The sequence below is a fragment of the Streptomyces sp. NPDC111606 genome (assembly GCF_055656945.1).
Window position 1 is genome coordinate 15,520 of record NZ_JBVKBY010000024.1, and the last position, 24,453, is coordinate 39,972.

The 24,453-nt window shown below is 69.7% G+C and carries 23 protein-coding genes; 9 read left to right on the top strand and 14 right to left on the bottom strand.

The window, feature by feature from the left end; all coding sequences use genetic code 11:
- Positions 1-79: 79 nt before the first annotated feature.
- Positions 80-1,102 (top strand): C40 family peptidase, encoded by a 1,023-nt coding sequence (locus tag ACZ7M7_RS43715; protein ID WP_472127313.1) that lies wholly within the window; start codon positions 80-82, stop codon positions 1,100-1,102.
- Between the two features lie 197 nt (positions 1,103-1,299).
- Positions 1,300-2,010, top strand: coding sequence for a phosphatase PAP2 family protein (locus ACZ7M7_RS43720; protein WP_383633319.1), 711 nt, complete (start codon positions 1,300-1,302; stop codon positions 2,008-2,010).
- 45 nt (positions 2,011-2,055) lie between these two features.
- Here the strand turns inward: ACZ7M7_RS43720 and ACZ7M7_RS43725 are convergent, their stop codons facing one another.
- Complete coding sequence (locus ACZ7M7_RS43725) at positions 2,056-3,642, bottom strand: FAD-binding oxidoreductase (protein ID WP_472127315.1); 1,587 nt, start codon at positions 3,640-3,642, stop codon at positions 2,056-2,058.
- Positions 3,643-4,176: 534 nt separating this feature from the next.
- On the opposite strand from ACZ7M7_RS43725, the gene ACZ7M7_RS43730 reads away from it, so the two are divergent.
- Positions 4,177-5,019: an SCO4651 family lipoprotein gene (locus ACZ7M7_RS43730; RefSeq protein ID WP_383607233.1), complete on the top strand. Its 843-nt coding sequence runs from the start codon at positions 4,177-4,179 to the stop codon at positions 5,017-5,019.
- Between the two features lie 110 nt (positions 5,020-5,129).
- Positions 5,130-5,306, top strand: a complete 177-nt coding sequence (locus ACZ7M7_RS43735; protein ID WP_383607232.1) for a hypothetical protein — start codon at positions 5,130-5,132, stop codon at positions 5,304-5,306.
- 23 nt (positions 5,307-5,329) lie between these two features.
- Here the strand turns inward: ACZ7M7_RS43735 and ACZ7M7_RS43740 are convergent, their stop codons facing one another.
- Positions 5,330-5,695, bottom strand: a complete 366-nt coding sequence (locus tag ACZ7M7_RS43740; protein ID WP_427843779.1) for a metal-sensitive transcriptional regulator — start codon at positions 5,693-5,695, stop codon at positions 5,330-5,332.
- Between the two features lie 239 nt (positions 5,696-5,934).
- On the opposite strand from ACZ7M7_RS43740, the gene ACZ7M7_RS43745 reads away from it, so the two are divergent.
- Positions 5,935-6,555, top strand: coding sequence for a DUF47 domain-containing protein (locus ACZ7M7_RS43745; protein ID WP_362388253.1), 621 nt, complete (start codon positions 5,935-5,937; stop codon positions 6,553-6,555).
- A 9-nt stretch (positions 6,556-6,564) separates the two neighbouring features.
- Positions 6,565-7,563: an inorganic phosphate transporter gene (locus ACZ7M7_RS43750; protein ID WP_383607230.1), complete on the top strand. Its 999-nt coding sequence runs from the start codon at positions 6,565-6,567 to the stop codon at positions 7,561-7,563.
- Between the two features lie 473 nt (positions 7,564-8,036).
- Here ACZ7M7_RS43750 and pstB read toward each other — a convergent pair whose 3' ends face one another.
- The 12 genes from pstB to mshD form a co-directional block, all read right to left on the bottom strand.
- Complete coding sequence (gene pstB, locus ACZ7M7_RS43755) at positions 8,037-8,813, bottom strand: phosphate ABC transporter ATP-binding protein PstB (RefSeq protein WP_383607229.1); 777 nt, start codon at positions 8,811-8,813, stop codon at positions 8,037-8,039.
- Positions 8,814-8,855: 42 nt separating this feature from the next.
- Positions 8,856-9,911 (bottom strand): phosphate ABC transporter permease PstA, encoded by a 1,056-nt coding sequence (gene pstA / locus ACZ7M7_RS43760; protein ID WP_383607228.1) that lies wholly within the window; start codon positions 9,909-9,911, stop codon positions 8,856-8,858.
- A complete protein-coding gene (gene pstC / locus ACZ7M7_RS43765; RefSeq protein ID WP_383633332.1) occupies positions 9,908-10,915 on the bottom strand; it encodes a phosphate ABC transporter permease subunit PstC in 1,008 nt (335 codons plus the stop codon). Before pstC ends, pstA begins: the two co-directional genes overlap by 4 nt.
- Before the next feature lie 140 nt (positions 10,916-11,055).
- Positions 11,056-12,183, bottom strand: a complete 1,128-nt coding sequence (pstS, locus tag ACZ7M7_RS43770) for a phosphate ABC transporter substrate-binding protein PstS (protein ID WP_472127318.1) — start codon at positions 12,181-12,183, stop codon at positions 11,056-11,058.
- A gap of 245 nt (positions 12,184-12,428) precedes the next feature.
- Positions 12,429-12,851 (bottom strand): NUDIX hydrolase, encoded by a 423-nt coding sequence (locus tag ACZ7M7_RS43775; RefSeq protein WP_472127320.1) that lies wholly within the window; start codon positions 12,849-12,851, stop codon positions 12,429-12,431.
- A gap of 55 nt (positions 12,852-12,906) precedes the next feature.
- Positions 12,907-14,073 (bottom strand): CHAD domain-containing protein, encoded by a 1,167-nt coding sequence (locus ACZ7M7_RS43780; protein ID WP_472127321.1) that lies wholly within the window; start codon positions 14,071-14,073, stop codon positions 12,907-12,909.
- Complete coding sequence (locus ACZ7M7_RS43785) at positions 14,054-16,429, bottom strand: RNA degradosome polyphosphate kinase (RefSeq protein WP_472127323.1); 2,376 nt, start codon at positions 16,427-16,429, stop codon at positions 14,054-14,056. Before ACZ7M7_RS43785 ends, ACZ7M7_RS43780 begins: the two co-directional genes overlap by 20 nt.
- Before the next feature lie 145 nt (positions 16,430-16,574).
- Positions 16,575-17,504, bottom strand: coding sequence for a hypothetical protein (locus tag ACZ7M7_RS43790; protein WP_472127325.1), 930 nt, complete (start codon positions 17,502-17,504; stop codon positions 16,575-16,577).
- A complete protein-coding gene (locus ACZ7M7_RS43795; RefSeq protein WP_472127326.1) occupies positions 17,501-18,496 on the bottom strand; it encodes an ABC transporter permease in 996 nt (331 codons plus the stop codon). Before ACZ7M7_RS43795 ends, ACZ7M7_RS43790 begins: the two co-directional genes overlap by 4 nt.
- On the bottom strand, positions 18,493-19,380 hold the full coding sequence (locus ACZ7M7_RS43800) for an ABC transporter ATP-binding protein (RefSeq protein WP_472127328.1): 888 nt from the start codon (positions 19,378-19,380) through the stop codon (positions 18,493-18,495). The genes ACZ7M7_RS43795 and ACZ7M7_RS43800 overlap by 4 nt, the downstream gene beginning before the upstream one ends.
- Positions 19,377-19,763: a GntR family transcriptional regulator gene (locus ACZ7M7_RS43805; RefSeq protein WP_472127330.1), complete on the bottom strand. Its 387-nt coding sequence runs from the start codon at positions 19,761-19,763 to the stop codon at positions 19,377-19,379. Before ACZ7M7_RS43805 ends, ACZ7M7_RS43800 begins: the two co-directional genes overlap by 4 nt.
- Positions 19,764-19,853: 90 nt before the next feature.
- Positions 19,854-20,780, bottom strand: coding sequence for a mycothiol synthase (mshD, locus tag ACZ7M7_RS43810; protein WP_383607218.1), 927 nt, complete (start codon positions 20,778-20,780; stop codon positions 19,854-19,856).
- A 152-nt stretch (positions 20,781-20,932) separates the two neighbouring features.
- Here mshD and ACZ7M7_RS43815 point away from each other — a divergent pair, with 152 nt between their 5' ends.
- From ACZ7M7_RS43815 to ACZ7M7_RS43825, 3 genes are all read left to right on the top strand, one after another.
- On the top strand, positions 20,933-22,750 hold the full coding sequence (locus ACZ7M7_RS43815) for a bifunctional metallophosphatase/5'-nucleotidase (RefSeq protein ID WP_451175219.1): 1,818 nt from the start codon (positions 20,933-20,935) through the stop codon (positions 22,748-22,750).
- 96 nt (positions 22,751-22,846) lie between these two features.
- Complete coding sequence (locus ACZ7M7_RS43820) at positions 22,847-24,088, top strand: LmeA family phospholipid-binding protein (protein WP_383607216.1); 1,242 nt, start codon at positions 22,847-22,849, stop codon at positions 24,086-24,088.
- Between the two features lie 187 nt (positions 24,089-24,275).
- Positions 24,276-24,404, top strand: coding sequence for a hypothetical protein (locus ACZ7M7_RS43825; protein WP_472127331.1), 129 nt, complete (start codon positions 24,276-24,278; stop codon positions 24,402-24,404).
- Positions 24,405-24,453: the final 49 nt, after the last annotated feature.

Below are 24,453 nucleotides of genomic sequence, written 5' to 3' on the forward strand. Positions count from 1 at the left end.
AGGTAATGCCGGTCATGGCTGCCTCGGTTGCCGCGGATTCCCGGTGGGAAGCTCATAGACTGGCGCGGGCGGAATCCCGGTGGGCGAGGGGCGGTTGACGGTGCGTAAGGCATGGATCGTGGCGGGCGCCGCACTCGCGGCAGGGCTCAGCTTCGTGATGCTGCTCGTCGTCGGGGTCTACATCGTCGCCGGGAACCTCGCCGGCGGAGTGGGCGGAGCGTCCAAAGCGCTGGCCAAGGGGGCCGTGCCGGCCGCCTACTCGGCGCTCGTGCAGAAGTGGGGCAACCTGTGCCCCGCCATCAACCCCGCGCTGCTCGCCGCCCAGCTGTACCAGGAGAGCGGGTTCAACCCGAAGGCGCAGAGCCCGGCCGCGGCGCAGGGCATCGCGCAGTTCATCCCCGGGACCTGGGCCACGCACGGGATGGACGGCGACGGGGACGGCGACCGCGACGTCTGGGATCCGAATGACGCGATTCCGTCGGCCGCGTCGTACGACTGCAAGCTCGCCTCGTACGTGAAGGACGTACCCGGCGACCCGACGAAGAACATGCTCGCGTCGTACAACGCGGGGGCGTACGCGGTCATCAAGTACAAGGGTGTGCCGCCGTACAAGGAGACCCAGAACTACGTCAAGACGATCACGACGCTGCAGCAGAGCTTCGCCGCGCCCGTCAGCCGTGTCGATCCCAGCAAGCAGGCCGCCGGCGCCATCTACTACGCCCAGAAGAAGCTCGGCACGCTCTACCTCTGGGGTGGGGACGGTACTGCCGAGGACAACGGGCGGTTCGACTGCTCGGGGCTGACGAAGGCCGCGTACGAGAGCGTCGGGATAACGCTGCCGCGCGTCGCCAACGACCAGTGGAACGCGGGGCCGCATCCGGCCAGGGACGAACTGCTGCCGGGAGATCTGGTGTTCTTCTCGGACGACCTCACCAACTCCCGGGCCATCCGGCATGTGGGTATTTATGTAGGTGGCGGGTACATGATCGACGCGCCGAGAACGGGTGCTGTGATCCGGTTCGACCCGATCGACACCCCGGACTACTTCGGGGCGACCCGGGTAACGGAAGATGGCGCGAAAGCGCTGCCCACGACGGTGTAGACGGAGTGTGAACCCACCCCCTGAGCTGCGGCGATGGGTCTCTCTTCGATAACGTCTGCGTGATCATTCAGTGGAGTGTGGAACGTATCAACAGGGGCCGTGCGTTCCTGGTGTCGTAGCCGGATCCACAACCACGGGGGTGGGCGGAGCGGCGTACGCACGATGCGCCGGAGAGACGACGAAGGGGCCGCAGCATCATGGCTGGACTCGCAGAATCCGGGTCGAACCCCGACGTCGACCTGCTCTTCGACATCAATGGCCTGGCCAAGGATGCCCCGCGCTGGTTCGACCGGGTCATGGAGTACGTCGGTGAGTACGGGCTCGTGCTCGCCATGGTGCTGCTCGTGGTGTGGTGCTGGTGGTCGGTACGGCGCCGTGGTGACGAGGACGCCGCCTCGTCCGTCGCCGCGCTCGTGTGGGCCCCGCTGGCCGCCGGGATCGCGGTGCTGGTGAACGTGCCCATACGGGGGTTCGTCGAGCGGCCCCGGCCGTTCCGTGATCACCAGGGGCTCGAGGTCCTGGTGAGCGGCAAGACCGACTACTCCTTCGTGAGCGACCACGCGACGATCGCCATGGCCCTGGGAGTCGGGCTGTTCGTCGCCAACCGGAAGTTCGGCCTCGCCGGGATCGGCCTCGCTCTCCTCGAAGGGTTCTGCCGGGTCTACATGGGCGTGCACTACCCGACCGACGTCATCGGCGGCTTCGCCCTCGGCACCGCCGTCGCCCTCCTGCTGTCACCGCCGGCCATGGCCCTGCTGACCCCCGTGATGTCCGCCGTCGAACGGTCGCCGAGGGGTGGCCGGCTGATCAAGGCTCGGGGGCAGTCCCGGGCGGGCGGGCAGGAAGCGGTGATTCCGGGGGCTCGGAAGGAGACCGCGGGTGCTGAGGAGCGGGATCTTGCGGCCTAGCTGCCACCGCCCCGGCCGGCACCTGTCAGGGCCCCGGCCGCAGGGTTAGAGCGCCTGTGGGTAGGTGAAGAAGCCCTGCGGGTCGTACTGCTTCTTCAGCTTGGTCAGGCGGGTTGCCGCGTCGCCGTAGTACGCCTTGCGCCAGTTCCTCAAGGTCGGGTCTGAGTAGTTCTGGTAGGCGGCGCCCGAGGCGTGGGGGCGCATGGCGTCGTGGGCCGTTGTCAGCCAGGCCTGGGCCGTGGTGCCCGCCGTGCCGGCGCCCCAGGAGGCGAGGTACTGGGCCAGCATGCGGGAGCGGCGGTGCACGAAGGCCGTCGCGGTGGGGGAGACGCGGTTGACGGCTCCGCCGAGGGCCGTGAAGGCGATGCTGCTGGCGCCGCCGCGCACCGACTGCACCTGCTTCAGCAGCGTCTGGATGCCCGCCGCGGAGAGCGAACGGTCGAAGAAGTCCGACTTCGCCGCGTATGTCTCCCGGCCCAGCTTGCCCTGCGGGGAACGGCCCGGAGTGGAGCCGGGGAGGTGGCACTGCGCGTCCGTGGAGAAGGACGAGCAGCCCGCGTACAGCTCCATCGACTCCTCGTACGAGCGGCGCTTCAGCGAGACGCTCCTCGCGGGGCCGGGGCCGCCGGGGCGGTCGGCGAGGCGGTCCACCGCGTTCTGGAGTTCGCGGTACGTGCCCAGGGAGAATGCGGCGACGGAGATGGTGGGGGTGCCGCCGGCGTGGTTCGCGAGGTGCAGGGACGACCAGATCTCGTCGGGCTGGGTCGGCCCCCACTCCTGCCAGGCCTTGATCAGCGCGGTCGCCTTCGACCAGGGCCAGGTCATGTATGCCGTTACGGCCTGGGGGGCGGGGTGCGTCTTGAAGTGAAGCTCCGTCACCACGCCGAAGTTGCCGTTGCCGGCGCCGCGCAGGGCCCAGAAGAGGTCCTTGTTGGTGGTGGCGTTGGCGGTGAGCTGCTTGCCGTCGGCGGTTATCAGGGTGGCCTGGGTGAGGCTGTCACAGGTCAGGCCGTAGGCGCGCGACGTGACGCCGTGGCCGCCGCCGAGCGTGAGGCCGGAGACGCCGACGGTGGGGCAGGAACCGGCGGGGATCGTGACGCCCTTGGCGGCGAGGGCCCGGTAGACGTCGATGAGCTTGGAACCGGCGCCGACCACCGCGGTGTTGCCGGAGGCGCGGATGCGGTTGAGCTTGGAGACGTCGAGGATCAGGCGGTTGTTGCCGGAGGACCAACCGCCGTAGGAGTGGCCGCCGTTGCGTATGGCGACGTGGAGGTTGTGGGCTCGGGCGTAGGCGAGGGTGGTGCGGATGTCGTCGGGGTGGGAGACGTAGGCGACTGCGGCGGGCTTCAGGGTGTCGAAGCGGGTGTTGTAGAGCTGGTGGGCGGATTTCCAGGAGGCGTCGCCGGGGCGTATGAGGGGGCCGTCCAGGTCTTGGGCGAGGGCGGTCCAGTTGGCGGCGGCGGATTTGCTGGTGGCGGTGGTTTGGGTGCGGGTGCCGGTGCCCGTGCTGCTCGTGGTGGTGCTGGTGGCTGTTTCTGCGCCGGTGCCGTTGCCCGAGCTGCTGTTGCACGCCGTTGCCGTCAGGGCGGTTACGGCTGCTGCCGTGCCGCCGATGAAGGTGCGCCGTTCCATGTCGCCTCCTGGGGGTTCGTGGAACGAGACGGGGTGGTGGCGGGCGGGGTTCCATGGGGTGGGGGATGACCTGGGTGGTGGTCGGGTGTTTCTCGCCCCCGCCGCCCCTACCCGTCCCACCCCCAGGGGCTCCACCCCTTCAACCCCGGCAGGGGGCTGCGCCCCCTGGACCCCCATCGGCCTGAACGACCTCGTCCTCAAACGCCGGACGGGCTGGAAATGCGCCCCATCATCCCCTCACATGCCCCTCCGCATCCGCCCGGGCCAGGCTGCGGGCCCGTCTCGCGGGGCCGCGCCAGCCGCAGGTGCAGTGGGCTGTGCAGAAGTGGCCCTTCTCCACTGTTGTCGTGCGGTGGTTCGAGGGGTCGTCGGGAATGGGGGGAGACGTTGGTTCGTCCTTCTGCGCCACGGCGGCAACGCTACCCAAGGCAAGTAGACGCAACGCCTCCCGCGTGCGTGACGGGGGCACCTACCCGTCGTTATCCGGAACGAAGGGGGCCCGTGACGGACGTACCGGCTGGGGGTAGGCAGGCGATGACGGAGCGGCAGCAGCACAGGCAGAGGCGTGGGGCGGGCGTTGCGGCAGGGGTCCTGTGTGTCTGCCTCGCGGGCAGCGGGTGCGTGGCGGAGAGCGGGGCCGCTGTCGACGACTCGCGGCACGGGGACGCCGTGAAGGTCGTGCGGCGCGCAGCCGATGCGCTGGCCGGGGCCCGGTCCTCCAAGGCCCGTACGTCCATGGAGATGGCCACCGGTGGGACGCGGGTCACCATCCGGGGTGAAGGGGTGTACGACTTCCGTCGGCAGGTGGGGCGGCTGAAGGTGCTGCTGCCGCAGGACCCCGCCGGTGCCCCCGCGCAGCGGCCGATCGTGGAGCTGCTCGCTCCCGGGGCGCTGTTCATGAAGAACCGCGGTGCCGGTGTGCCCGCCGACAAATGGGTGCGCGTCGAGACGCGGTCGCTGTCCGACGGGAACCTCGTCACCGGTGGGGCGACCGATCCGTACGCGGCGGCGGAGGTGCTGCGCGGGGCTCGGACGGCGAAGTATGTGGGTGAGGAAGAGGTCGCGGGGACGGCGGTGCGGCACTACCGGGGGACGGCTGACCTGCGGGTTGCCGCGCGGGAGGCCTCCGACGGGAACGCGGAGTCCCTCGCGGCGGCGGCAAAAGGGTTCGCCACGGACGAGGTACCGTTCGACGTCTATCTCGATGACGAGGGGCGGATCCGCAAGGTGCGGCACCGGTTCAGCTTCGTCAACGGGCAGCAGCAGAGTGCCGTCGCCGTGGCCTCGACGACCTTGCTGTACGACTTCGGGGCCCCCGTCGACGTACGGCTGCCGGACGGTGACGACATCTATGCGGGCAAGATCGCCGAGGAGTGAGGGCCGCCGCGGGTGTACGTGACAGGCGTCAAGAACTAGCCCGTCCGTGCCATGCGCGGTGTGTAGGCCGCTCCCTACTCTAGGAAGTCGGTAACGGCAGAGAAGAGGTGATGCACGTGGCTCCGGTCGGCGGTACGGCAGTTCAGGACTACGTGGCCCTCGCCGAGATCGAGTTGTGCGGAGAGCTGATCATCGCGGCCTCGGCCGCTCGTGAGGACCGGCTCAGCCTGGAGGACATCGACGAGGTGCTGCGAGTGGCCGAGGAGCGCGACGCCGACGGTGGGTGAGGCGTCGGTGAGTGAGGCGTCCCTCACGTCCGCAGCAGTCGGCCGATCGCCTTCGTGGCCTCCTCCACCTTGGCGTCGATCTCCGTACCGCCCTTGAGGGCCGCGTCGGCGACGCAGTGGCGCAGATGTTCCTCCAGGAGCTGGAGGGCGAAGGACTGCAGGGCCTTGGTCGAGGCGGAGACCTGCGTGAGTATGTCGATGCAGTAGACGTCCTCGTCGACCATGCGCTGCAGGCCGCGGATCTGGCCCTCGATCCGGCGCAGACGCTTGAGGTGCTCGTCCTTCTGTTTGTGGTAGCCGTGGATGCCCCGGTCGTGGTCCGTCACGACCTCGGTGGCGGGCTGATCAGCGGCGGAGGGTGCACCCGCGCCGGCCTCGGTGGTCGTCATCGCGTCCTCCAGACATAAACCGCGCCACATACCCCTACTGGGTATATCGTATCGAACTTTGCTGGGTATAGGGGCCCTGTGGCCGACGCCGTGATTCGGCCGCTGGACTGGACCACTGGGCAGCCCCCGTGCCGACCACTGTGCCTGATGGGCGACACTGGAGGACGGCCCATTAGCCGTGGCCGGATGATGCGCCTAGCATCAGCCTGACCGAAACCGATGCTTCTTGAGGACCACACGTGCGATTTCGTCTGACCCCCCGGGAGACGAGCTTTTATGACATGTTTGCCGCATCCGCGGACAACATCGTCACGGGCTCGAAACTCCTGATGGAACTGCTCGGGGCGGACACCGCCGGCCGGGCCGAGATCGCAGAGCGTATGAGGGCCGCGGAACACGCAGGTGACGACGCCACACACGCGATCTTCCACCAGTTGAACTCCTCGTTCATCACGCCGTTCGACCGCGAGGACATCTACAAGCTCGCGTCGTGCCTCGACGACATCATGGACTTCATGGAGGAGGCCGTCGACCTGGTCGTCCTCTATAACGTCGAGGAACTGCCCAAGGGCGTCGAGCAGCAGATCGAGGTGCTGGCGCGGGCCGCGGAGCTCACGGCCGAGGCCATGCCGAACCTGCGCACCATGGACAACCTCACGGAGTACTGGATCGAGGTCAACCGCCTCGAGAACCAGGCCGACCAGATACATCGCAAGCTCCTCGCCCATCTCTTCAACGGCAAGTACGACGCGATCGAGGTCCTCAAGCTCAAGCAGATCGTGGATGTCCTGGAGGAAGCGGCGGACGCCTTCGAGCACGTGGCGAACACGGTGGAGACCATCGCCGTCAAGGAGTCCTGAGACCCTCACATGGACACCTTTGCTCTGGTCGTGACCATCGCGGTTGCGCTCTTCTTCACGTACACCAACGGCTTCCACGACTCGGCGAACGCCATCGCCACGTCCGTATCGACGCGGGCCCTGACGCCTCGGGCCGCGCTGGCGATGGCCGCGGTGATGAATCTCGGCGGTGCCTTCCTGGGGTCCGGCGTCGCCAAGACCGTCAGTGAGGGGCTGATCCAGACGCCGGAAGGCTCGAAGGGGATGGGGATCCTCTTCGCGGCGTTGGTGGGCGCGATCACCTGGAACCTGATCACCTGGTACTACGGCCTGCCGTCCTCCTCCTCGCACGCGCTGTTCGGCGGCATGGTGGGGGCGGCGCTGGCCGGCGGTACGACGGTGTACTGGAGCGGGGTGCTGGAGAAGGTCGTCATCCCGATGTTCGTGTCGCCCATTGTCGGGCTGTGCGCGGGCTATCTCGTGATGACGGCGATCATGTGGATCTTCCGGCGGGCGAACCCGCACAAGGCCAAGCGGGGGTTCCGGATAGCGCAGACCGTTTCTGCCGCCGGGATGGCGCTCGGGCATGGTCTGCAGGATGCGCAGAAGACGATGGGCATTGTGGTGATGGCGCTGGTCATCGCCGATGTCGAGGATTACGGCGATCCGATTCCGGTGTGGGTGAAGATCGTTTGTGCGGTGATGCTGTCGCTCGGGACGTATGCGGGTGGATGGCGGATCATGCGGACGCTCGGGCGCAAGATCATTGAGCTTGATCCGCCGCAGGGGTTTGCCGCGGAGACGACGGGGGCGTCGATCATGTTCACCACGGCGTTCCTGTTCAAGGCGCCGATTTCCACGACGCACGTCATTACCTCGGCGATCATGGGTGTCGGGGCGACGAAGCGGGTGAATGCCGTGCGGTGGGGTGTGGCCAAGAACATCGTGCTCGGGTGGTTCATCACGATGCCTGCGGCGGCGCTGGTTGCGGCGGGTGCGTTCGGGATCGTGAACCTGGCGTTCCTGTAGGCGCCGGGTTTCTTTCGCCCCCGCCGCCCCTACCCCCGCCGCCCCTCCCCTTCCCGGTCCCGGGGGCTGCCGCCCCAGGCCCCCGCTTCGGCCCTGAACGGGCCTCGTCCTCAAACGCCGGACGGGCTGGAATGCCTGGGCCGGCACCGAGAAGTCCCTGCGGCAGCAAGGTGCGCGGCGCCGCACCCGCGTACGGCGGCAAGGGGACGTGCCGGGGGTGTCCGCCCGCAGTGGCCGGCGTCAAGGAACGGCGCCCTCCCTGCCCGACCCCAACCGCCGGTCCGAGGACGGACACCCCCCGGCACGTCCCCGACCCACCCACCGAACCCCAGGCGCTACGCGAACCCGCACCACACAGCCACAGGCCGCCGCAGGCATCGCGGCACAGACAGGGGCCCGCCCCCCGGGAGCCGGGGGGCGGGCCCTTTATCTGCCTCGCGGTGGCACCGCCATGCAGCACCGCGAGGGGTCTGTCAGCCGAAGCGGCCGGAGATGTAGTCCTCCGTGGCCTGGACCGACGGGTTGGAGAAGATGCGCTCCGTGTCGTCGATCTCGATCAGCTTGCCGGGCTGGCCCACGGCGGAGAGGTTGAAGAACGCCGTGCGGTCCGAGACACGCGCCGCCTGCTGCATGTTGTGCGTCACGATGACGATCGTGAAGCGCTCCTTCAGTTCACCGATCAGGTCCTCGATGGCGAGGGTGGAGATCGGGTCCAGGGCGGAGCACGGCTCGTCCATCAGCAGGACGTTCGGCTCCACCGCGATCGCGCGAGCGATGCACAGACGCTGCTGCTGACCACCGGAGAGGCCGGAACCCGGCTTGTTCAGGCGGTCCTTCACCTCGTTCCAGAGGTTCGCGCCCTTGAGGGACTTCTCCACGACATCCTGCAGCTCGCTCTTCTTGAAGCTGCCGTTCAGCCGCAGTCCCGCCGCCACGTTGTCGAAGATCGACATCGTGGGGAACGGGTTCGGACGCTGGAACACCATGCCGACCTCACGGCGCACCGACACCGGGTCGATGCCGGCGCCGTACAGGTCTTCGTCGTCCAGGAGGACCTTGCCTTCCACACGGCCGCCCGACGTCACCTCGTGCATGCGGTTCAGCGTGCGCAGGAACGTCGACTTGCCGCAGCCCGAGGGGCCGATGAAGGCCGTCACCGAGCGGGGCTCGACCGTCATCGAGATGTCTTCGATTGCCTTGTGGGAGCCGTAGTAGGCGGTGAGCCCGCTTACGTCGATTCGCTTGGCCATGTCTACTTCACTTCCAGATTCGGATCAGTCGCCGTGGCCGCGTCAGCGACCGGTCTTCGGGGCCTTCCAGCGGGCGATCCCGCGGGCCAGCAGATTGAGGATCATCACGAACGCGATCAGCGTGAGCGATGCCGCCCAGGCACGGTCGTACGCCGCCGACGACCCGGCACTGTTCGCGTACTGCTGGTAGATGTACAGCGGCAGCGACGCCTGCGCACCCTCGAACGGGTTCGAGTTGATGAAGCTGTTGCCGAACACCAGCAGCAGCACCGGCGCGGTCTCACCGGTGATACGGGCGACCGCGAGCATGATGCCGGTCGTGATGCCGCCGATGGAGGTCGGTACGACCACCTTCAGGATGGTGCGCCACTTGGGCACGCCCAGCGCCAGGGAGGCTTCGCGCAGCTCGTTCGGGACGAGCTTGAGCATCTCCTCCGTGGAGCGGACGACCACCGGCATCATCAGGATCGCGAGCGCCAGCGAACCGGCGAAGCCGAAGGGCTGCATGTCCATCATCAGCATGAGGCTGAGGATGAACAGACCCGCGACGATCGACGGGATACCCGTCATGACGTCGACGAAGAAGGTGATGGCCCGGGCGAGGTTGCCCCGCCCGTACTCCACGAGGTAGATCGCGGTGAGCACGCCGACCGGCGCGGCGATCAGGGTGGCGAGGCCGACCTGCTCCAGCGTGCCGAGGATGGCGTGATAGATGCCACCGCCCGGCTCGGAGTCGGCGACGACGCCCATGGAGTGGGTCAGGAAGTAGACGTCGAGGACCTTCACACCGCGCTGCACGGTCGCCCAGACCAGGGAGGCCAGCGGGATGACGGCGAGGATGAAGGCCACCCACACCAGCGTCGTGGCGATGCGGTCCTTGGCCTGACGGCGGCCTTCGACGCGGGCGGCGATGACGTACGTACCGAGGATGAAGAGGAGGCTGGCGATCAGCCCCCACTGGATCCGGCTGTCGAGGCCGGCGCCCAGGCCGATGCCGACCGCGAGGGCGATGGAGCCGCCGGCGATGGCGTACGGGGACCACTTGGGCAGACGGGCCCCGCGCAGGCTGCTGGGCTTGTCGGCGAGTGCGTGGCTCATGCGTTGGCCCCCGAGTACTCCTTGCGGCGGGCGATGATCGCGCGGGCCGCGCCGTTGACCAGCAGGGTGATGACGAAGAGGACCAGGCCGGAGGCGATCAGCGCGTCACGGCCGAACTCGGACGCCTCACCGAACTTGCTGGCGATGTTCTGGGCGAAGGTTCCACCGCCGGGGTTGAGCAGGCTGGCGTGGATGTCGAAGTCGGGGGAGAGCACGGTGGCCACGGCCATCGTCTCGCCGAGGGCGCGGCCGAGGCCGAGCATCGAGGCGGAGATGACGCCGGAGCGGCCGAAGGGGAGGACCGACATGCGGATGACCTCCCAGCGGGTGGCGCCGAGCGCCAGGGCCGCCTCCTCGTGCATCTGCGGGACCTGGCGGAAGACCTCACGGCTCACGTTGGTGATGATCGGCAGGATCATGATCGCGAGCAGGATGCCGACCGTCAGCATCGAGCGGGGTGCGCCGCCCTCCCAGGAGAAGATCCCGGTCCAGCCGAGGTACTGATCCAGCCAGCCGAAGAGGCCGTCCATGTTCGGTACGAGGATCAGGGCGCCCCACAGGCCGTACACGATGGACGGCACGGCGGCGAGCAGGTCGATCACGTACGCGATGGGGCCGCCGAGCTTGCGCGGCGCGTAGTGCGTGAGGAACAGGGCGATGGCGACGGCGATCGGGACTGCGATGACCATGGCGATGATCGAGGAGATGATCGTGCCGTAGACCAGGACCGCGATGCCGAACTTCGGCGGGATCGTGCCGGTGTTCCACTCGAAGGCGGTGAGGAAGTTGGCGTCGTCCTTGCTGATCGCGAGGGTCGCGCGGTAGGTGAGGAAGACCGCGATGGCGGCCATGATCACCAGCAGGAAGATGCCGGAACCGCGGGAGAGCGCGAGAAAGACCCGGTCACCGGGCCGGGTGGTACCACGGGCCGCGCGCTTCTGCTCGGCGGCCTTGGGCTGTGGAGTGGGGGGAGGTGCTTGAGTGTTCTGTGTCGATATGTCCATCGGGTTCTCCGGTCTGCGGAGCCACGCGGGTCTGCGGTGGCTCGGAGGAGCCGTAGGTGGTGTACGGCTCCGGGCGGCGGTGCACCGGACGGTGCGGGCCGGTCCGGGTCTTTTCAGCCCCGGACCGGACCGCACTCAGGTCAGCTCAGGCCATCGATGGTGGTACGAACCTCGGAGATGATCTCCTCGGGCATCGGGGCGTAGTCGTTCTCCTCGAGGATCTTCTGGCCGTCCTCGGAAGCCATGTAGCGCAGGAACGCCTTGGTGCCGGGCAGGGTCTCGGCCTTGTTGCCCTTGTCGCAGACGATCTCGTACGTCACCAGGGTGATCGGGTAGGCCCCGTCGGTCTTGGTGGCGTAGTCCAGCTCCAGCGCCATGTCCTTGCCGGTGCCGACGCGCTTGGCGGCGGCGATCATCTTGGAGGCGTTGGCCGTGGTGGCCTCGACCGGGGCGGCAGCGCCCGTGTCGATCTGGACCGAGTTGATGCCGTCCTTGGCGTACGACAGCTCCATGTAGCTGATGGCGCCGGAGGTCTGCTTGACCTGCTGGGCGACACCGGAGGAGCCGGCGGCGGACTGGCCGCCCTTGGCCTCCCAGGCCTTACCGCCCTCGTACGGCCACTCGGACTTGGCGGTGGCGATCAGGTACTTGGTGAAGTTGTCCGTGGTGCCGGACTCGTCCGAGCGGTGGAACGCCTGGATCTTCAGGTCGGGAAGCTTCGCCTCGGGGTTCAGCTTCGCGATCGCCTCGTCGTTCCAGTTCTTGATCTTGTCGTTGAAGATCTTGGCGAGGGTCGGCGCGTCCAGGACCAGGTTCTCGACACCCGGGACGTTGTAACCGACCGCGATCGGGCCGCCGACCATCGGCAGGTCGATGCCCTGACCGCTGGAGCAGATCTTCTTGGAGGCGGTGATCTCCTCCTCGTCCAGCGCGGAGTCGGAGCCGGCGAAGGCGACCTGGCCCTGCGTGAACGCGGTGACGCCGGCGCCGGAGCCGCCGCCCTTGTAGTTGATCTGGACGCCCTTGCAGGCGGCGGTGAACTGCTTGACCCAGGCGTCGATCGCGTTCTTCTGCGCGGAGGAGCCGTCGGCGAGCAGCTGGCCCTGGGCGTCGTCACACTTGATGTTGCTGGCGTCGGCGCTGGCGCTCGAGTCGCCGCCGCCGTTGGTGCCGGTGTCGTCGGAGCCGCACGCCGTGAGGGCCAGGGCGCCGGAGACGGCGAGAGCGCCGAGAGCGAGAGCCCGCCGGTTCTTGCGCTGAAGCTTCACTTGAAAGAGTTCCTTCCAGGAGCCGCCGTCCTGAATTCGGCGGCGTGCGAAGAATGGGTGATGCGGACCCGTCCCCCGGGCGCGGTCCGTCATCGTGCAAGGCCGAAATTAGGCAGAACAGGTGAAGGCGCCGAAGGGCGTAAATGAACGGGGGGTGAACCCCTGGGGACGGTGCGGTGAGGTCACGGAACGCTTACGTTGAGGACACGGTGGCATTCCGAGGCTTTGTGGGGGGTTGTTGCGGACTATGCCGGGCGCAGCGACTCCAGCAGGGCGTCCACGAGGGAGCGGTCTCTCGGCTGGGTGAGGCGGCTGCGGGCAGCCGTGGGCGAGAGCCACAGCATCCGGTCCACCTCTTCGTTCGGGGTGAACGTGCCGGGGCCCGCCTCGGCCGCCCAGTAGCGGACCTCCTTGGGGCGGTCGTTCGCCGTGTACCGCATCGTCGGCAGTTCGGCGCCCGGCCGGGCGGAGTGCCCCGTCTCCTCCGCGACCTCGCGCAGCGCACCGGCCAGGGGCGCCTCGTCGCGTTTCAGCTTTCCCTTGGGATGGGACCAGTCGTCGTACTTCGGCCGGTGGATGAGGCATATCTCCAGCTCACCGTCTACCGGCGAACGGCGCCACAGCACGCAGCCGGCCGCATGGACGGTGAGGTCGTTCGCGTGCGTCACCGGATGAAGCCTCCTTCGGGAGTTCCTGATTCGGGAGTTCCCGTCTCAGGGATGCCTAGGGCGTGCCCACCGTCTGTCGCTCCCAGGACTGCTGGAACGCGAACCGCGCCGCCTCCACCTCGTGCCGCTGGTCGGCGTGCAGGACCCCGAGGGCGTACGCCGTCGCCGGGGCGATCCGCGGGGTGCGGGCCGCCTGGGCCGCGGCGGCCGCGGCCTCGGAGGCGTCGCGGTGCCGGTTGAGGGACTGACCGGTCGCCAGCAGCCGTACGTCCACCGGGCCGCTGTCGCCGTGCAGCACCTCGCGGGCGTAGCGGTGCAGGCGCAGCAGCAGGCGGACCTGGTGCCAGGGCGCGTCCTGCGGATGCGGGGCCGGGTCCGGGGACAGTCCGTGGATCAGGGCCTCGGCGTTGTAGGGGTGGCCCGCGGTCACCAGGGGCAGCGCCGTCACCGCGTCGGTGAGCCGCTCCTCGGCGGCGGCCGCGAGGGGGCGCAGGTCGGTGGTCGCCGCGGCCGGGGTGAGGGGGACCTCGCTGGCCAGTACGGCGATGTTGTCGGCCACGGCGTGAAAACGGCTGCTGCCCAGGGCCTGGAGTGCCGTGCTGTGCGCTCGTGTCCGGGCCAGGGTGAGCTGGCGTTCGAGCAGTGCGCCCGCCTTCGCCGCGCCGACGGTCAGATTGCCGCGTTCCGGGGTGGCCGCCGGGTGGGCCGGGGGACCGGCCTCAGCAGGTTCCCCTTTCTGAGGGCCGACTCCGGCGCGGCTGCCCGGGGACGCATCGGTGGAACCGCTCCCCGCGGGCCCGCCCGCGGACCTGCTCGCGCCGGGCACGCCGGTCACCCCCGTCTGCGCGGGCAGCACCGCCGCCCCCGACAACCGGTGCAGCGCCAGCAGCAGGCGCTCCAGGCGGGCCGCGTACGCGTGCTCCATCGCCAGCGTGCCCGACAGCCAGGCCAGTTCCGGGCGGATGGCCTCGGACCAGTCGGTGTCCAGCAACGGGCGGAATGTGTGCAGGCTGGCGCTGATGCGGCGGGCCGAGCGGCGCAGGGCCCGGGCCGCGTCGACGGACTCCTCCGAGCCACCGTTGGCCGTGCCGCCGCCGGTCTCCCGGTGCATGCGCAGGGCTCGGAGGAACTCCGTGGCCTGGGCGCGCAGGTAACCCGCGAGGGCGTCCCCGGTCACAGCCCCGGCCATGGGGTCCGTCGGATCAAGGTGTTGCTGTGCCACGCCGGCGCCTCCGGGCGTCTATGAGCATCTCCTGGACGTTGCGCAGGGGCTGGCCTTCCGCGTCCGTCGCGTGCCGGGTCCACTCGCCGTCCGGACCGAGGTGCCAGGACGCGGTGGTGTCGGACATACCGGTCTCCAGGAGCCGGTTGAGCGCGGCGCGGTGGGCCGGGTCGGTGACCCTGACCAGGGCCTCGATACGGCGGTCGAGGTTGCGGTGCATCATGTCGGCGCTGCCGATCCACACCTCGGGTTCGCCGCCGTTGCCGAAGGCGAAGACCCGGGAGTGCTCGAGGAAGCGGCCGAGGACCGAGCGGACGCGGATGTTCTCCGACAGTCCCGTGACGCCCGGGCGGATCGCGCAGATGCCGCGGACCCAGATGTCGACCGGCACGCCCGCCTGGGCGGCGGCGTAGCAGGCGTCGATGATCGCCTCGTCGACTATGGAGTTGACCTTGATGCGGACATAGGCGGGACGCCCGGCACCGTGGTGCTGGACCTCCTTGTTGATCCGCGAGATCAGGCCGTCACGCAGCGACTTGGGGGCCACCAGCAGACGGCGGTACGTCTCCCGGCGGGAGTAGCCGGACAGGCGGTTGAACAGGTCGGACAGGTCGGCGCCGACCTGCGGGTCGGCGGTCAGCAGGCCGAGGTCCTCGTACAGCCGCGCCGTCTTCGGGTGGTAGTTGCCGGTGCCGACGTGGCTGTAGCGCCGTAGCGTCTCGCCCTCCTGGCGGACCACCAGGGACAGCTTGCAGTGGGTCTTCAGGCCGACGAGGCCGTAGACGACATGGCAGCCGGCCTCTTCCAGCTTGCGCGCCCACTTGATGTTGGCGTGCTCGTCGAAGCGGGCCTTGATCTCGACCAGCACCAGGACCTGCTTGCCCGCCTCGGCGGCGTCGATGAGCGCGTTGACTATGGGGGAGTCGCCGGACGTCCGGTAAAGCGTCTGCTTGATCGCGAGGACGTCCGGGTCGTCGGCCGCCTGCTCCAGGAAGGCCTGCACGGACGTCGAGAAGGAGTCGTACGGGTGGTGCAGCAGCACGTCCCGGTTGCGCAGCGCGGCGAAGATGTCCGGCGCGGACGCCGACTCGACCTCGGCGAGATCGCGATGGGTGCCCGCGACGAACTTCGGGTACTTCAGCTCGGGCCGGTCGATGGAGGCGATGCGGAAGAGGCCCGTGAGGTCCAGGGGGCCGGTCAGCGGGTAGACCTCGGCCTCGCTGATCTTGAGCTCGCGCACCAGCAGGTCCAGGACCTCCTGGTTGATGTTCTCCTCGACCTCCAGGCGCACCGGCGGCCCGAAGCGGCGCCGCATGAGCTCCTTCTCCAGGGCCTGGAGGAGGTTCTCGGCGTCGTCCTCCTCGACCTCCAGGTCCTCGTTGCGGGTGACCCGGAAGGCGTGGTGCTCCAGGACCTCCATGCCCGGGAACAGCTCCTCCAGGTGCGCGCCGATGACGTCCTCGATCGGGACGAACCGGCCGGGGGAGGCCTCCAGGAAGCGGGAGAGCAGCGGCGGCACCTTCACGCGGGCGAAGTGCGGCGTGCCGGTGACGGGGTTGCGGACCCGCACGGCCAGGTTCAGGGACAGGCCCGAGATGTACGGGAAGGGGTGCGCCGGGTCGACCGCCAGCGGGGTCAGGACCGGGAAGATCTGGTGCCGGAACAGGGTGAAGAGGCGGGCCTGCTCCTTCTCCGTCAGCTCGCTCCAGCGGACCAGGTGGATGCTCTCCTCCGCGAGGGCGGGGGCGACGTCCTCGTGGTAGCAGGCGGCGTGCCGGGCCATCAGCTCGCGGGAGCGGGCCCAGATCATCTCCAGGACCTCGCGGGGCTGCAGGCCGGACGCGGACCGGGTGGCGACACCGGTGGCGATACGGCGCTTCAGACCGGCCACCCGGACCATGAAGAACTCGTCCAGGTTGCTGGCGAAGATCGCCAGGAAATTCGCCCGTTCGAGGAGCGGGGTGTTCGGGTCCTCGGCGAGTTCGAGGACGCGCTCGTTGAACGCGAGCCAGCTGCGCTCCCGGTCCAGGAAGCGTCCCTGGGGCAACTGGACGCCGTCGATCTCGGTGACCTCGTACGCGTCGAGGTCGGCATCGATGTCGGGTTCCAGGTCGGAGACCACTGCCGAGGTGACCCCGTGCGGACGGTGCGCCGCAATGGAGCCCACGGAGGGCTGCGCGTGCTGGACCTTTGCCTGGGCGTTCGAGGACTGGCTCATATGCCCATTGTTCCGCGTGTCGAGGCTTATGGGCGCGTCGGAAAGCGCGGGCGGGAGCTTGGCGGGGAGGCGTCGGGCGGCCCCGTTCCTCGCGCTCCCTCCCGGGTGCGGCGAAGGCTCTGGCACGGCGGGGGTCATTGGCTGAGCGTCGCAAGCCCGTCTGAACCAATGGTTACGGAGACATGGCGTGTGGGATAGCGGGGGGCGGCTCGCGGACGTCTACATCGCCGGGCGGCTGTCCGGACCGCACGTCCCTTCCCCCGTGAGGGACGTGCGGCGGGAGCTACGGCGTGCGGCGGCGCAGCAGCCAGAAGGCGGCGAGCGTCGCGGCGGCGGCAACGGCGAGCAGGATGCCGGTTTCGACGTACTGGATCGGCCAGTAGTGGGACTCGGGGTGATACGTCACCCGGATGTGCCGGACACCGTCCGTGGTTGTCTCGTCCCGGGTCATCACCAGGGCCGAGCGGGGCATGTCGAGACGGCCCGTCGCGGTGCGGATGAGCGCCGGCCACAGGTCCTCGCGGAAGCGTTCCAGCACGCCGCACAGGACGAGCGCGGCCAGGAAGCCCGCCCCGGCGCCGGCCAGGGCCCGCCGCAGCAGCAGCCCGGCGAGTGCGCCGAGGGCGAGGCCGGCCAGGGCGTAGCCGACGGCGGTCGGCCCGGTCCCGATGAAGGCGTCCGCGTTGTACCAGTCCCCGACCAGTTCGGGGTCGCCGTCGCCGCGCGCCCAGTTGTTCAGCAGGACGAGTCCGCCGGTGCCGGTGGCGAGCAGTACGGCCGGGACGGCGAGCTTGGCCGCCAGCCAGCGGGTCGGGGTGACCGACTGGGTCCAGGCGAGCCGCGCGGTGCCGCTCTCCAGCTCGCGGCCGACGAGCGCGCCGCCGGCCCAGGCGGCGACGGGCAGGATCGTGTAGGTCAGGGCACTGGTGATCGTCTCGATCCAGCCGGCGTAGACGTCGTCCACGGTGATCGACTCGATGGACGCACAGCCGGGGAAGCCGTCGCGGGCCGGGGTCATGCACGGGACGTTGCCCTTGCGGGCCTCGTCGCCGATGACGTACATCCAGATCAGGACGGCCGTGGCGGCGAGCAGGGCCAGCGCCCAGAACACGAGCGCCGTGCGGTGCACCCGCAGGACGGTCCAGACCAGGCCCCGCGGCCCGCGCGGGGTGCGCCCGGCGGGGGCGGTCGTGGCGGCGAGCGCGGTCGTCATACGGCGGCTCCGGTACGCCGCTTCAGCAGCCGGAAGGCGATCAGGACCGCCAGCGCGGCGACGGCGAGGGCGATGCCCGTCTCCATCAGCTGCAGCGGCCAGAAGTGCGACGACGGGTGGAAGTCGCGGTAGAAGCCCACGATGTCGTGGTCCGCGAGGCACTTGGTGTTGTCGACGCAGATGGGGTCCGGGACGCGGGCGCCGGCGGAGGTGAGGGCGCCCTCGCCGACGACCATGCCGATGTACGGCGGGTACTCGTCCTTGTCGACGAGCGTCTCGACCGGCCACAGATGCGGGCGCAGCGCGGTGAGCGCGTACAGCAGGGTCATCAGGCCGATGACCGCCGTGCCGAGCGCGGGCAGGGCGCGGCGCTGGAGCACGCCCGCGAGGATGCCGACGGCGAGGCCGAGGAGGGCGTAGGCGGTGGCGAGGGTGCCGTTGGCCACGAAGCTGGTGCTGTCGTCCCACCGGCGCGAACTCGTGGCGAGCAGCGCACCGTCGGCCGACCACAGCATGCGGTGCAGCAGCGTGAGCAGGAGCGTGCCGGAGACGAGCAGGGCGGCCGGGACGGCGGCCTTGGCGGCCAGCCAGCGGGCCGGGGAGACCGACTGCGTCCACGCCAACTGGGCGGTGCCGCTCTCCAGTTCGCGCCCGATGAGGGCGGCGCCCGCCCAGGCGGCGGTGAGCAACGGTGTGAGGGCGAGCAGTCCGGCGCCGACGCCGACGACCGTGTCGTACCGCACGGCGGCGGGGTCCGTGAAGTCGCAGCCCATGCCCTCCTGCGCCGAGGCGCAGCCCATCTTCCGGAACGCGGCCCAGGCGGCGTCCGCCCCCGGGCCGTACGCCCACAGCATCGACCCGGCGGCCACGGCCACCAGCATCACCCAGAACCACAGCGCCGAGCGGTGCAGTCGCAGCGTCGTCCAGACCAGGCCGCGCGGCCCCCGGGAGGGCATGGCGGTGGTGGACGTCTCGATGGTCACGGTGGTCATCCGGCGGCCTCCCGTACGTCGTCGAGGCGCAGAGCCGGGGCCTCGGGGGCGCGCAGGTGGGCCAGGACCAGTTCCTCCAGGGTGGGGGTGGTGGCCTGCCACGCGTCGCCGAGAGGGCCCTCGGGGCGTATGAGCGCGGTGAGTTGGCGCCCGGTGGTGCGGGACTCGACCACGGTGTGCGGGGCCAGGGGCGCGTCGGCGCGGCCCGTGACGAGCCGGTGCGCGGCGAGCAGGTCGTCCAGCGGGCCGGCGAGGCGGACCCGGCCGGCGCCGAGCAGCAGGAGGTGGTCGCAGGCGCCCTCCAACTCGGCCACGACGTGCGAGGACATGACAACCGTGGTGCCGTGCTCGGCCGCGTCGGCCATGAGCGTGGCCATCAGCTGATGCCGGGCGAGCGGGTCGAGGTCGGCCATCGGCTCGTCCAGGAGCAGCAGTTCGGGGCACTTGCCGAGGGCGAGTGCGAGTGCGACGCGGGTGCGCTGGCCGCCGGAGAGCGTGCGGATCTTCGCTTCCGGGTCGAGGTCGCCCTCGGCGACGATCCGCTCGGCGACCCGGTCGTCCCAGTGGCCGGGGTTCAGCTCGCGGCCGAAGCGCAGGGTGTCGGCGATGGTGAGCTGGGGGTGCAGGGGCTTGTCCTGGGCGACGTACGCGATCCGCTCGCGGACCGCCGCCGGGGCCTGGCCGAGGACGCTGATCGAGCCGTCGGTGGGGGGCAGCAGACCGGCGGCGAGGGAGAGCAGGGTCGACTTGCCCGCGCCGTTCGGCCCGACGACGGCGCACACGGTCCCCGTGGGGAGGCGGAAGTCGCAGCCGTCCAGCGCCCGCTTGCGGCGCCGCCCGAACCTCCTGCCCAGTGCGGCCGCCTCGATGGCGGTCTCGGTCATGACTCGTCCCCCTTGAAGTGCGTGTCCAGTACGGAAGTGAAGAGAGCGTCCACGTCGTCGCGGTCCAGCCCGGCCTCGCGGGCCCGTACGGCCCACGCGTCCAGTTCGATGCGCAGAGGCGAGTCGGCCGGTGCGGTGTTCAGTCCGCGCCGTATGAACGTGCCGAGCCCCCGGCGTGCCTCGACCAGGCCTTCGCGTTCCAGTTCGCGGTAGGCCTTGAGGACGGTGTTGGGGTTGATGGCGGTTGCCTCGACGACCTCACGGGCCGTGGGCAGCTTGTCGCCCGGCTCCAACAGGCCCAGGCGCAGGGCCTGTTTGGTCTGCTGGACGATCTGCACATAGGTGGCGACGCCGGAGCGCCGGTCGATGCGGTACTCGACCATCCGTTCCACCACCCTTTCACTAATTGAGTAGTGAAAGGGTGGTGCAAGAAAGGGGCGGCGTCAAGATCGCCGCCCCTTAAGCGCTGAATGTCAGGTCTCGGTCCGGTACATGAGGTCCGTCTCGTACGTGGTGAACCCGAGCCGTTCGTACACCGACACCGCCGCCTTGTTGTCGGCGTCGACGTAGAGCATCGCCGTGGGCAGCCCCTGCGCGGCCAGGTGCCGCAGCCCGATCGTCGTGAGGGCCTTGCCCAGGCCGCCGCCCTGCGCGCCCGGTCGCACGCCGAGGACGTACACCTCGCCGAGCCCCTCCTCCGCGTGGACCTTCGTCCAGTGGAAGCCGATGAGCTCGCCGGCCCGTTCCGCCAGGAAGAACCCCGCCGGGTCGAACCACGGCTGGGCCTTGCGGTCGTCGAGGTCGCGCTGGGTGAGGGAGCCCTGCTCGGGGTGGTGGGCGAAGGCGGCGGCGTTCACCGCGAGCCAGGCCGCGTCGTCCCGGCCGGGCTCGAAGGTGCGGACCGTCACGCCCTCGGGGAGCACCGGGTCCGGCAGCGTCAGGTCCGTCAACGAGCGGCGCATCTGGCGCAGTTCGCGGAACAGCGTGAGGCCGAGGACCTGGGACAGGTGGCGGGCGGCGGCGTGGCCGCCGTGGGCCCACACCCGCAGCCGCTTGCCGGACGCGCCGAGGAGGGCCGAGCCCAGCGCGCGGCCGTGTCCGTGGCCGCGGTGCGAGGGGTGGACGACCAGTTCGGCGGCGGGGGCCTCCACCGGGTCGGTGTCCTCCAACTGGGCGTAGCCGACGAGTTCGCCGCCGACCGTCAGCAGCAGATGCGACACGCCCTCGCGCTCCCCGCCACCCAGTTGCAGCCGTCCCTGCTCGGACACCGCCTGCTGCCCGTCGTTCCGGGCGGCCTCCGCGAGCAGTTCGAGCACGGCCTCGGTCTGCTCCGGGGAGAGCGCGAGATGGGTCTCGATGGAACGGGTCGGAAGCGGGTGTGCGGTGTCGTCGCTGGTCATGCGTACGAGGGTAAGGGGCGCCTCCGCCAAAGTCCCGGCACAGAAGCAACCAGCCTGTAACCCGGAACCCCCTGTCGCGCTACGCGCGTTGACTCTAGGCTGCCGCCCGACGGGGCCATGTCACTTAAGACTCACGACTCACAGGGGGGCGGATGTCAGCCACATCCCACCAGCAGCACCGCAGACGCCGTACGTACGCACTGATCGCGACCGCCGCCGGTCTCGCCACCGTGGGTGCGCTCGCCGCGGCGCTGCCCGCGACGGCGTCGGCGGACGAGCGCTCGGACAAGGGCGGCCACGGGCACCAGCACAGCCGTTACCAGGACGTCCAGCTGCTGTCCTTCAACGACCTGCACGGCAACCTGGAGCCGCCGGCCGGTTCCTCCGGCCGGGTCACCGAACTGCAGGCGGACGGCACGACGAAGACCATCGACGCGGGCGGCGTGGAGTACCTCGCCACGCATCTGCGCCAGGCGCGCGAGGGCGAGAAGTACTCCATCACCGCGGCCGGCGGCGACATGGTCGGCGCCTCCCCGCTGATCTCGGGCCTCTTCCACGACGAGCCCACCATCGAGGCGCTGAACAAGCTCGACCTGGACGTCACCTCGGTCGGCAACCACGAGTTCGACGAGGGCGCCAAGGAACTGGCCCGCCTGCAGAACGGCGGCTGCCACCCGAAGGACGGCTGCTACTCGGACAAGAAGTTCAAGGGCGCCGACTTCCCCTACCTCGCCGCGAACGTCCTCGACGAGAAGACCGGCAAGCCGATCCTCAAGCCCTACTGGGTGTGGAAGAAGCGGGACGTCAAGGTCGGCTTCATCGGCGTGACCCTGGAGGACACGCCGGGCGTCGTCTCCGCCGAGGGCGTCAAGGGCCTGAAGTTCAAGGATGAGGTCGAGACGATCAACAAGTACGCCAAGGTGCTCCAGCGCCAGGGCGTGAAGTCGATCGTCGCGCTCATCCACGAGGGCGGTGCCCCGGCCTCCGCCTCGTACAACTACGACTGCGAGGCCCCGGGCGCGGGCGACGGCGTCTCCGGCCCGATCGTCGACATCGCCAAGAACATCACGCCGCAGGTCGACGCGCTGGTCACCGGCCACACGCACGCCGCGTACGTCTGCTCGATCGACGACCCGTCGGGCAAGCCCCGCATGGTCACGTCGGCGGCGTCCTTCGGCCGCCTCTACACGGACACCACGCTGACGTACGACCGCTACACCGGCGACATCGCCCGTACGGCCGTGAAGTCCGCGAACCGTGTGGTCACCCGGGACGTCCCCAAGGCGCCCGACATGACCGGGCTGATCAGCAAGTGGAACACCCTCGCGGCGCCCATCGGCAACCGCGCGATCGGCCACATCTCCGCCGACATCCCGAGCGCCGGCACCGAGTCCCCGCTCGGCGACCTGATCGCGGACGCGCAGCTGGCGTACGGCAAGGAGCTGGACCCGGAGACGGACCTGGCGCTGATGAACCCCGGCGGCATCCGGGCGCCGCTGACGTTCGCGGCCAAGGGGGCCGAGGGCGACGGTGTGGTGACCTACGCCGAGGGCTTCACGGTGCAGCCGTTCTCCAACACGGTGAACCTGCAGGACCTCACCGGCGCACAGCTGATCCAGGTGCTCAAGGAGCAGGTGAGCGGGACGAACGCGGCCTCGCCGAAGGTTCTGCAGATCTCCTCGGGCCTGACGTACACGCTGGACCTGACGAAGTCGGGCGCGGACCGTGTGGTGAGCGACTCGATCAAGCTCAACGGCGAGGCGATCAACCCGACGGCCACCTACCGCGTCGCCACGAACAACTTCCTCGCGGGCGGCGGCGACGGCTTCCCCACGCTGGGGCAGGGCACGAACGACCTGGTCGGGACGGACGACCTGACGGTGCTGGAGAAGTACCTGACGGCCAACTCCTCGGCGACTGACCCGATCGCTCCGCCGGCGGCGAACCGGATCACGGTCGTGCAGCAGTGAAGTGAACTGCAGTAGTGAAGTGAAATAGCGTGAACTAGATCGCAAACCTCCGGTAGAGGTTGCGGGTGGGGGGCGTGCGCATGGTCCGATGGTCCGATGCGTTCCCCCCACCACATAACGGCGCATCCCCTTCCAAACACTCCCTATACGAACCCGTACGAGGAGCTCGGCAGACTGGACGGCGGTCCGCTGGAGGAGTTCCTCCACGACGACGTACCGGACGAGCCGGACGAAGCGGACGTAGCGGCGGCCCAGGACGATCCCTGGGCCGCGCCCAATCACCGTCGCAACGGCCGTCGCCGGCGCAAAGGCCGCTTCGCGGGGCTTCCGTTCGCGATGAAGGCGGTCGTCGGCCTCGTCGTCCTCGCCGCCTTCCTCAGCCTCGCCGACCGCTGGGCCCTCCTCTACGCCGAGCGCAGAGCGGCGGACACCCTCAAGACCCATCTGGACCTCGCGGCCGCTCCCGAGGTGGAGATCGGCGGCTTCCCCTTCCTCACCCAACTCGCCGACGAGCGGCTGGACTCGGTGAAGGTGACGGTCCCCGACGTGGCCGCCGACCGGATCTCGCTCGCCCAGGTGACGGCGACGGCGAGAGACGTACGGCTGGACACCGACGGTCCGCTGTCGGTGCGCGGCGCCGACGTCCCCGAGCTGGAGGGCGACGTCCTGCTCTCCTTCGCGGACCTCAACCGTGAACTCGGCGCGTCCCAGGTCACCTTCACCGGCGAGGGCCACGACCGCATCCGGGCCCGCGGCACCCTGCCGGTCGCCGGACACGACCTCAACCTGCGCGCCGAGGCCCGCATCCTGCGCAACGGCGACCGCGGTATCGCCACCCACATCGGCGGCATGCGCCTGGACATCGGCGACCTGGCCACGTACCGCCCGGGTGCTCGCACCTCGGAGGGCCTGCACCTGAGCCGTGGGTCGGCGGCCCGCCTGGCCCACGAGACCCGCAAGGCGAAGGCGCTGCTGTCCGTCCCGGCCGTCGTACGGCGCCTGGGCGTGCCCGACTCGGTCGTCCGCGAGGCCCTGCGCCACGAGTCCAAGCTCACCGAGCTGACCGGTACGCCGCGCTTCATCCGCCAGGCCATGCGCCTGAACCTCATCGACCTGGCCCTCGAGCACCCCCAGCTCCTCAAGCTCCTCGGCTTCGACCCCGCCCTCCTCGACGCCCTTCCCCGTCTGACCCGCCCGGTCCTCGCCGACCAGCTCTCCCTGGGCTTCCGCCTCCCAGAACCGCCGAGCGGGGACGTACGGCTGCGGGATGTGCGGGTGGAGGAGGACGGGATCAGGGTGCGGTTGGAAGGCGCCGGACTGGCGGTGGGGCGCCGGTAATCAATTCTGTGTGAGTTCGCGATTAGTTCCGGGAATTCCCTGAAAAACCCTCTCAGGCTCAATTAATAGAGGTCTCAGGGGAATTGGCGATTTCATGGTTCGAGGTCCCGTAATGTTTTCCGTGTCGAAAGCAATCGATGCGATCGGCGCAATCGATGCAATCGATGCAGAAACAAAGGAGAACATGATGAGCTTCCACAAGATCGCCCCCGTCAAGAAGACCCGCAAGCCCGCCGCCCCGGCCCCGGCGCCCAAGAAGAAGCCGGTGGCGAAGAAGGCCGCTCCGAAGCGGCGTCCGGTCGCGCACAAGGGCTGAGGACACGACACGCGAGGCGGGGTCACCGGAGCTCTCGGGCTTCGGGACC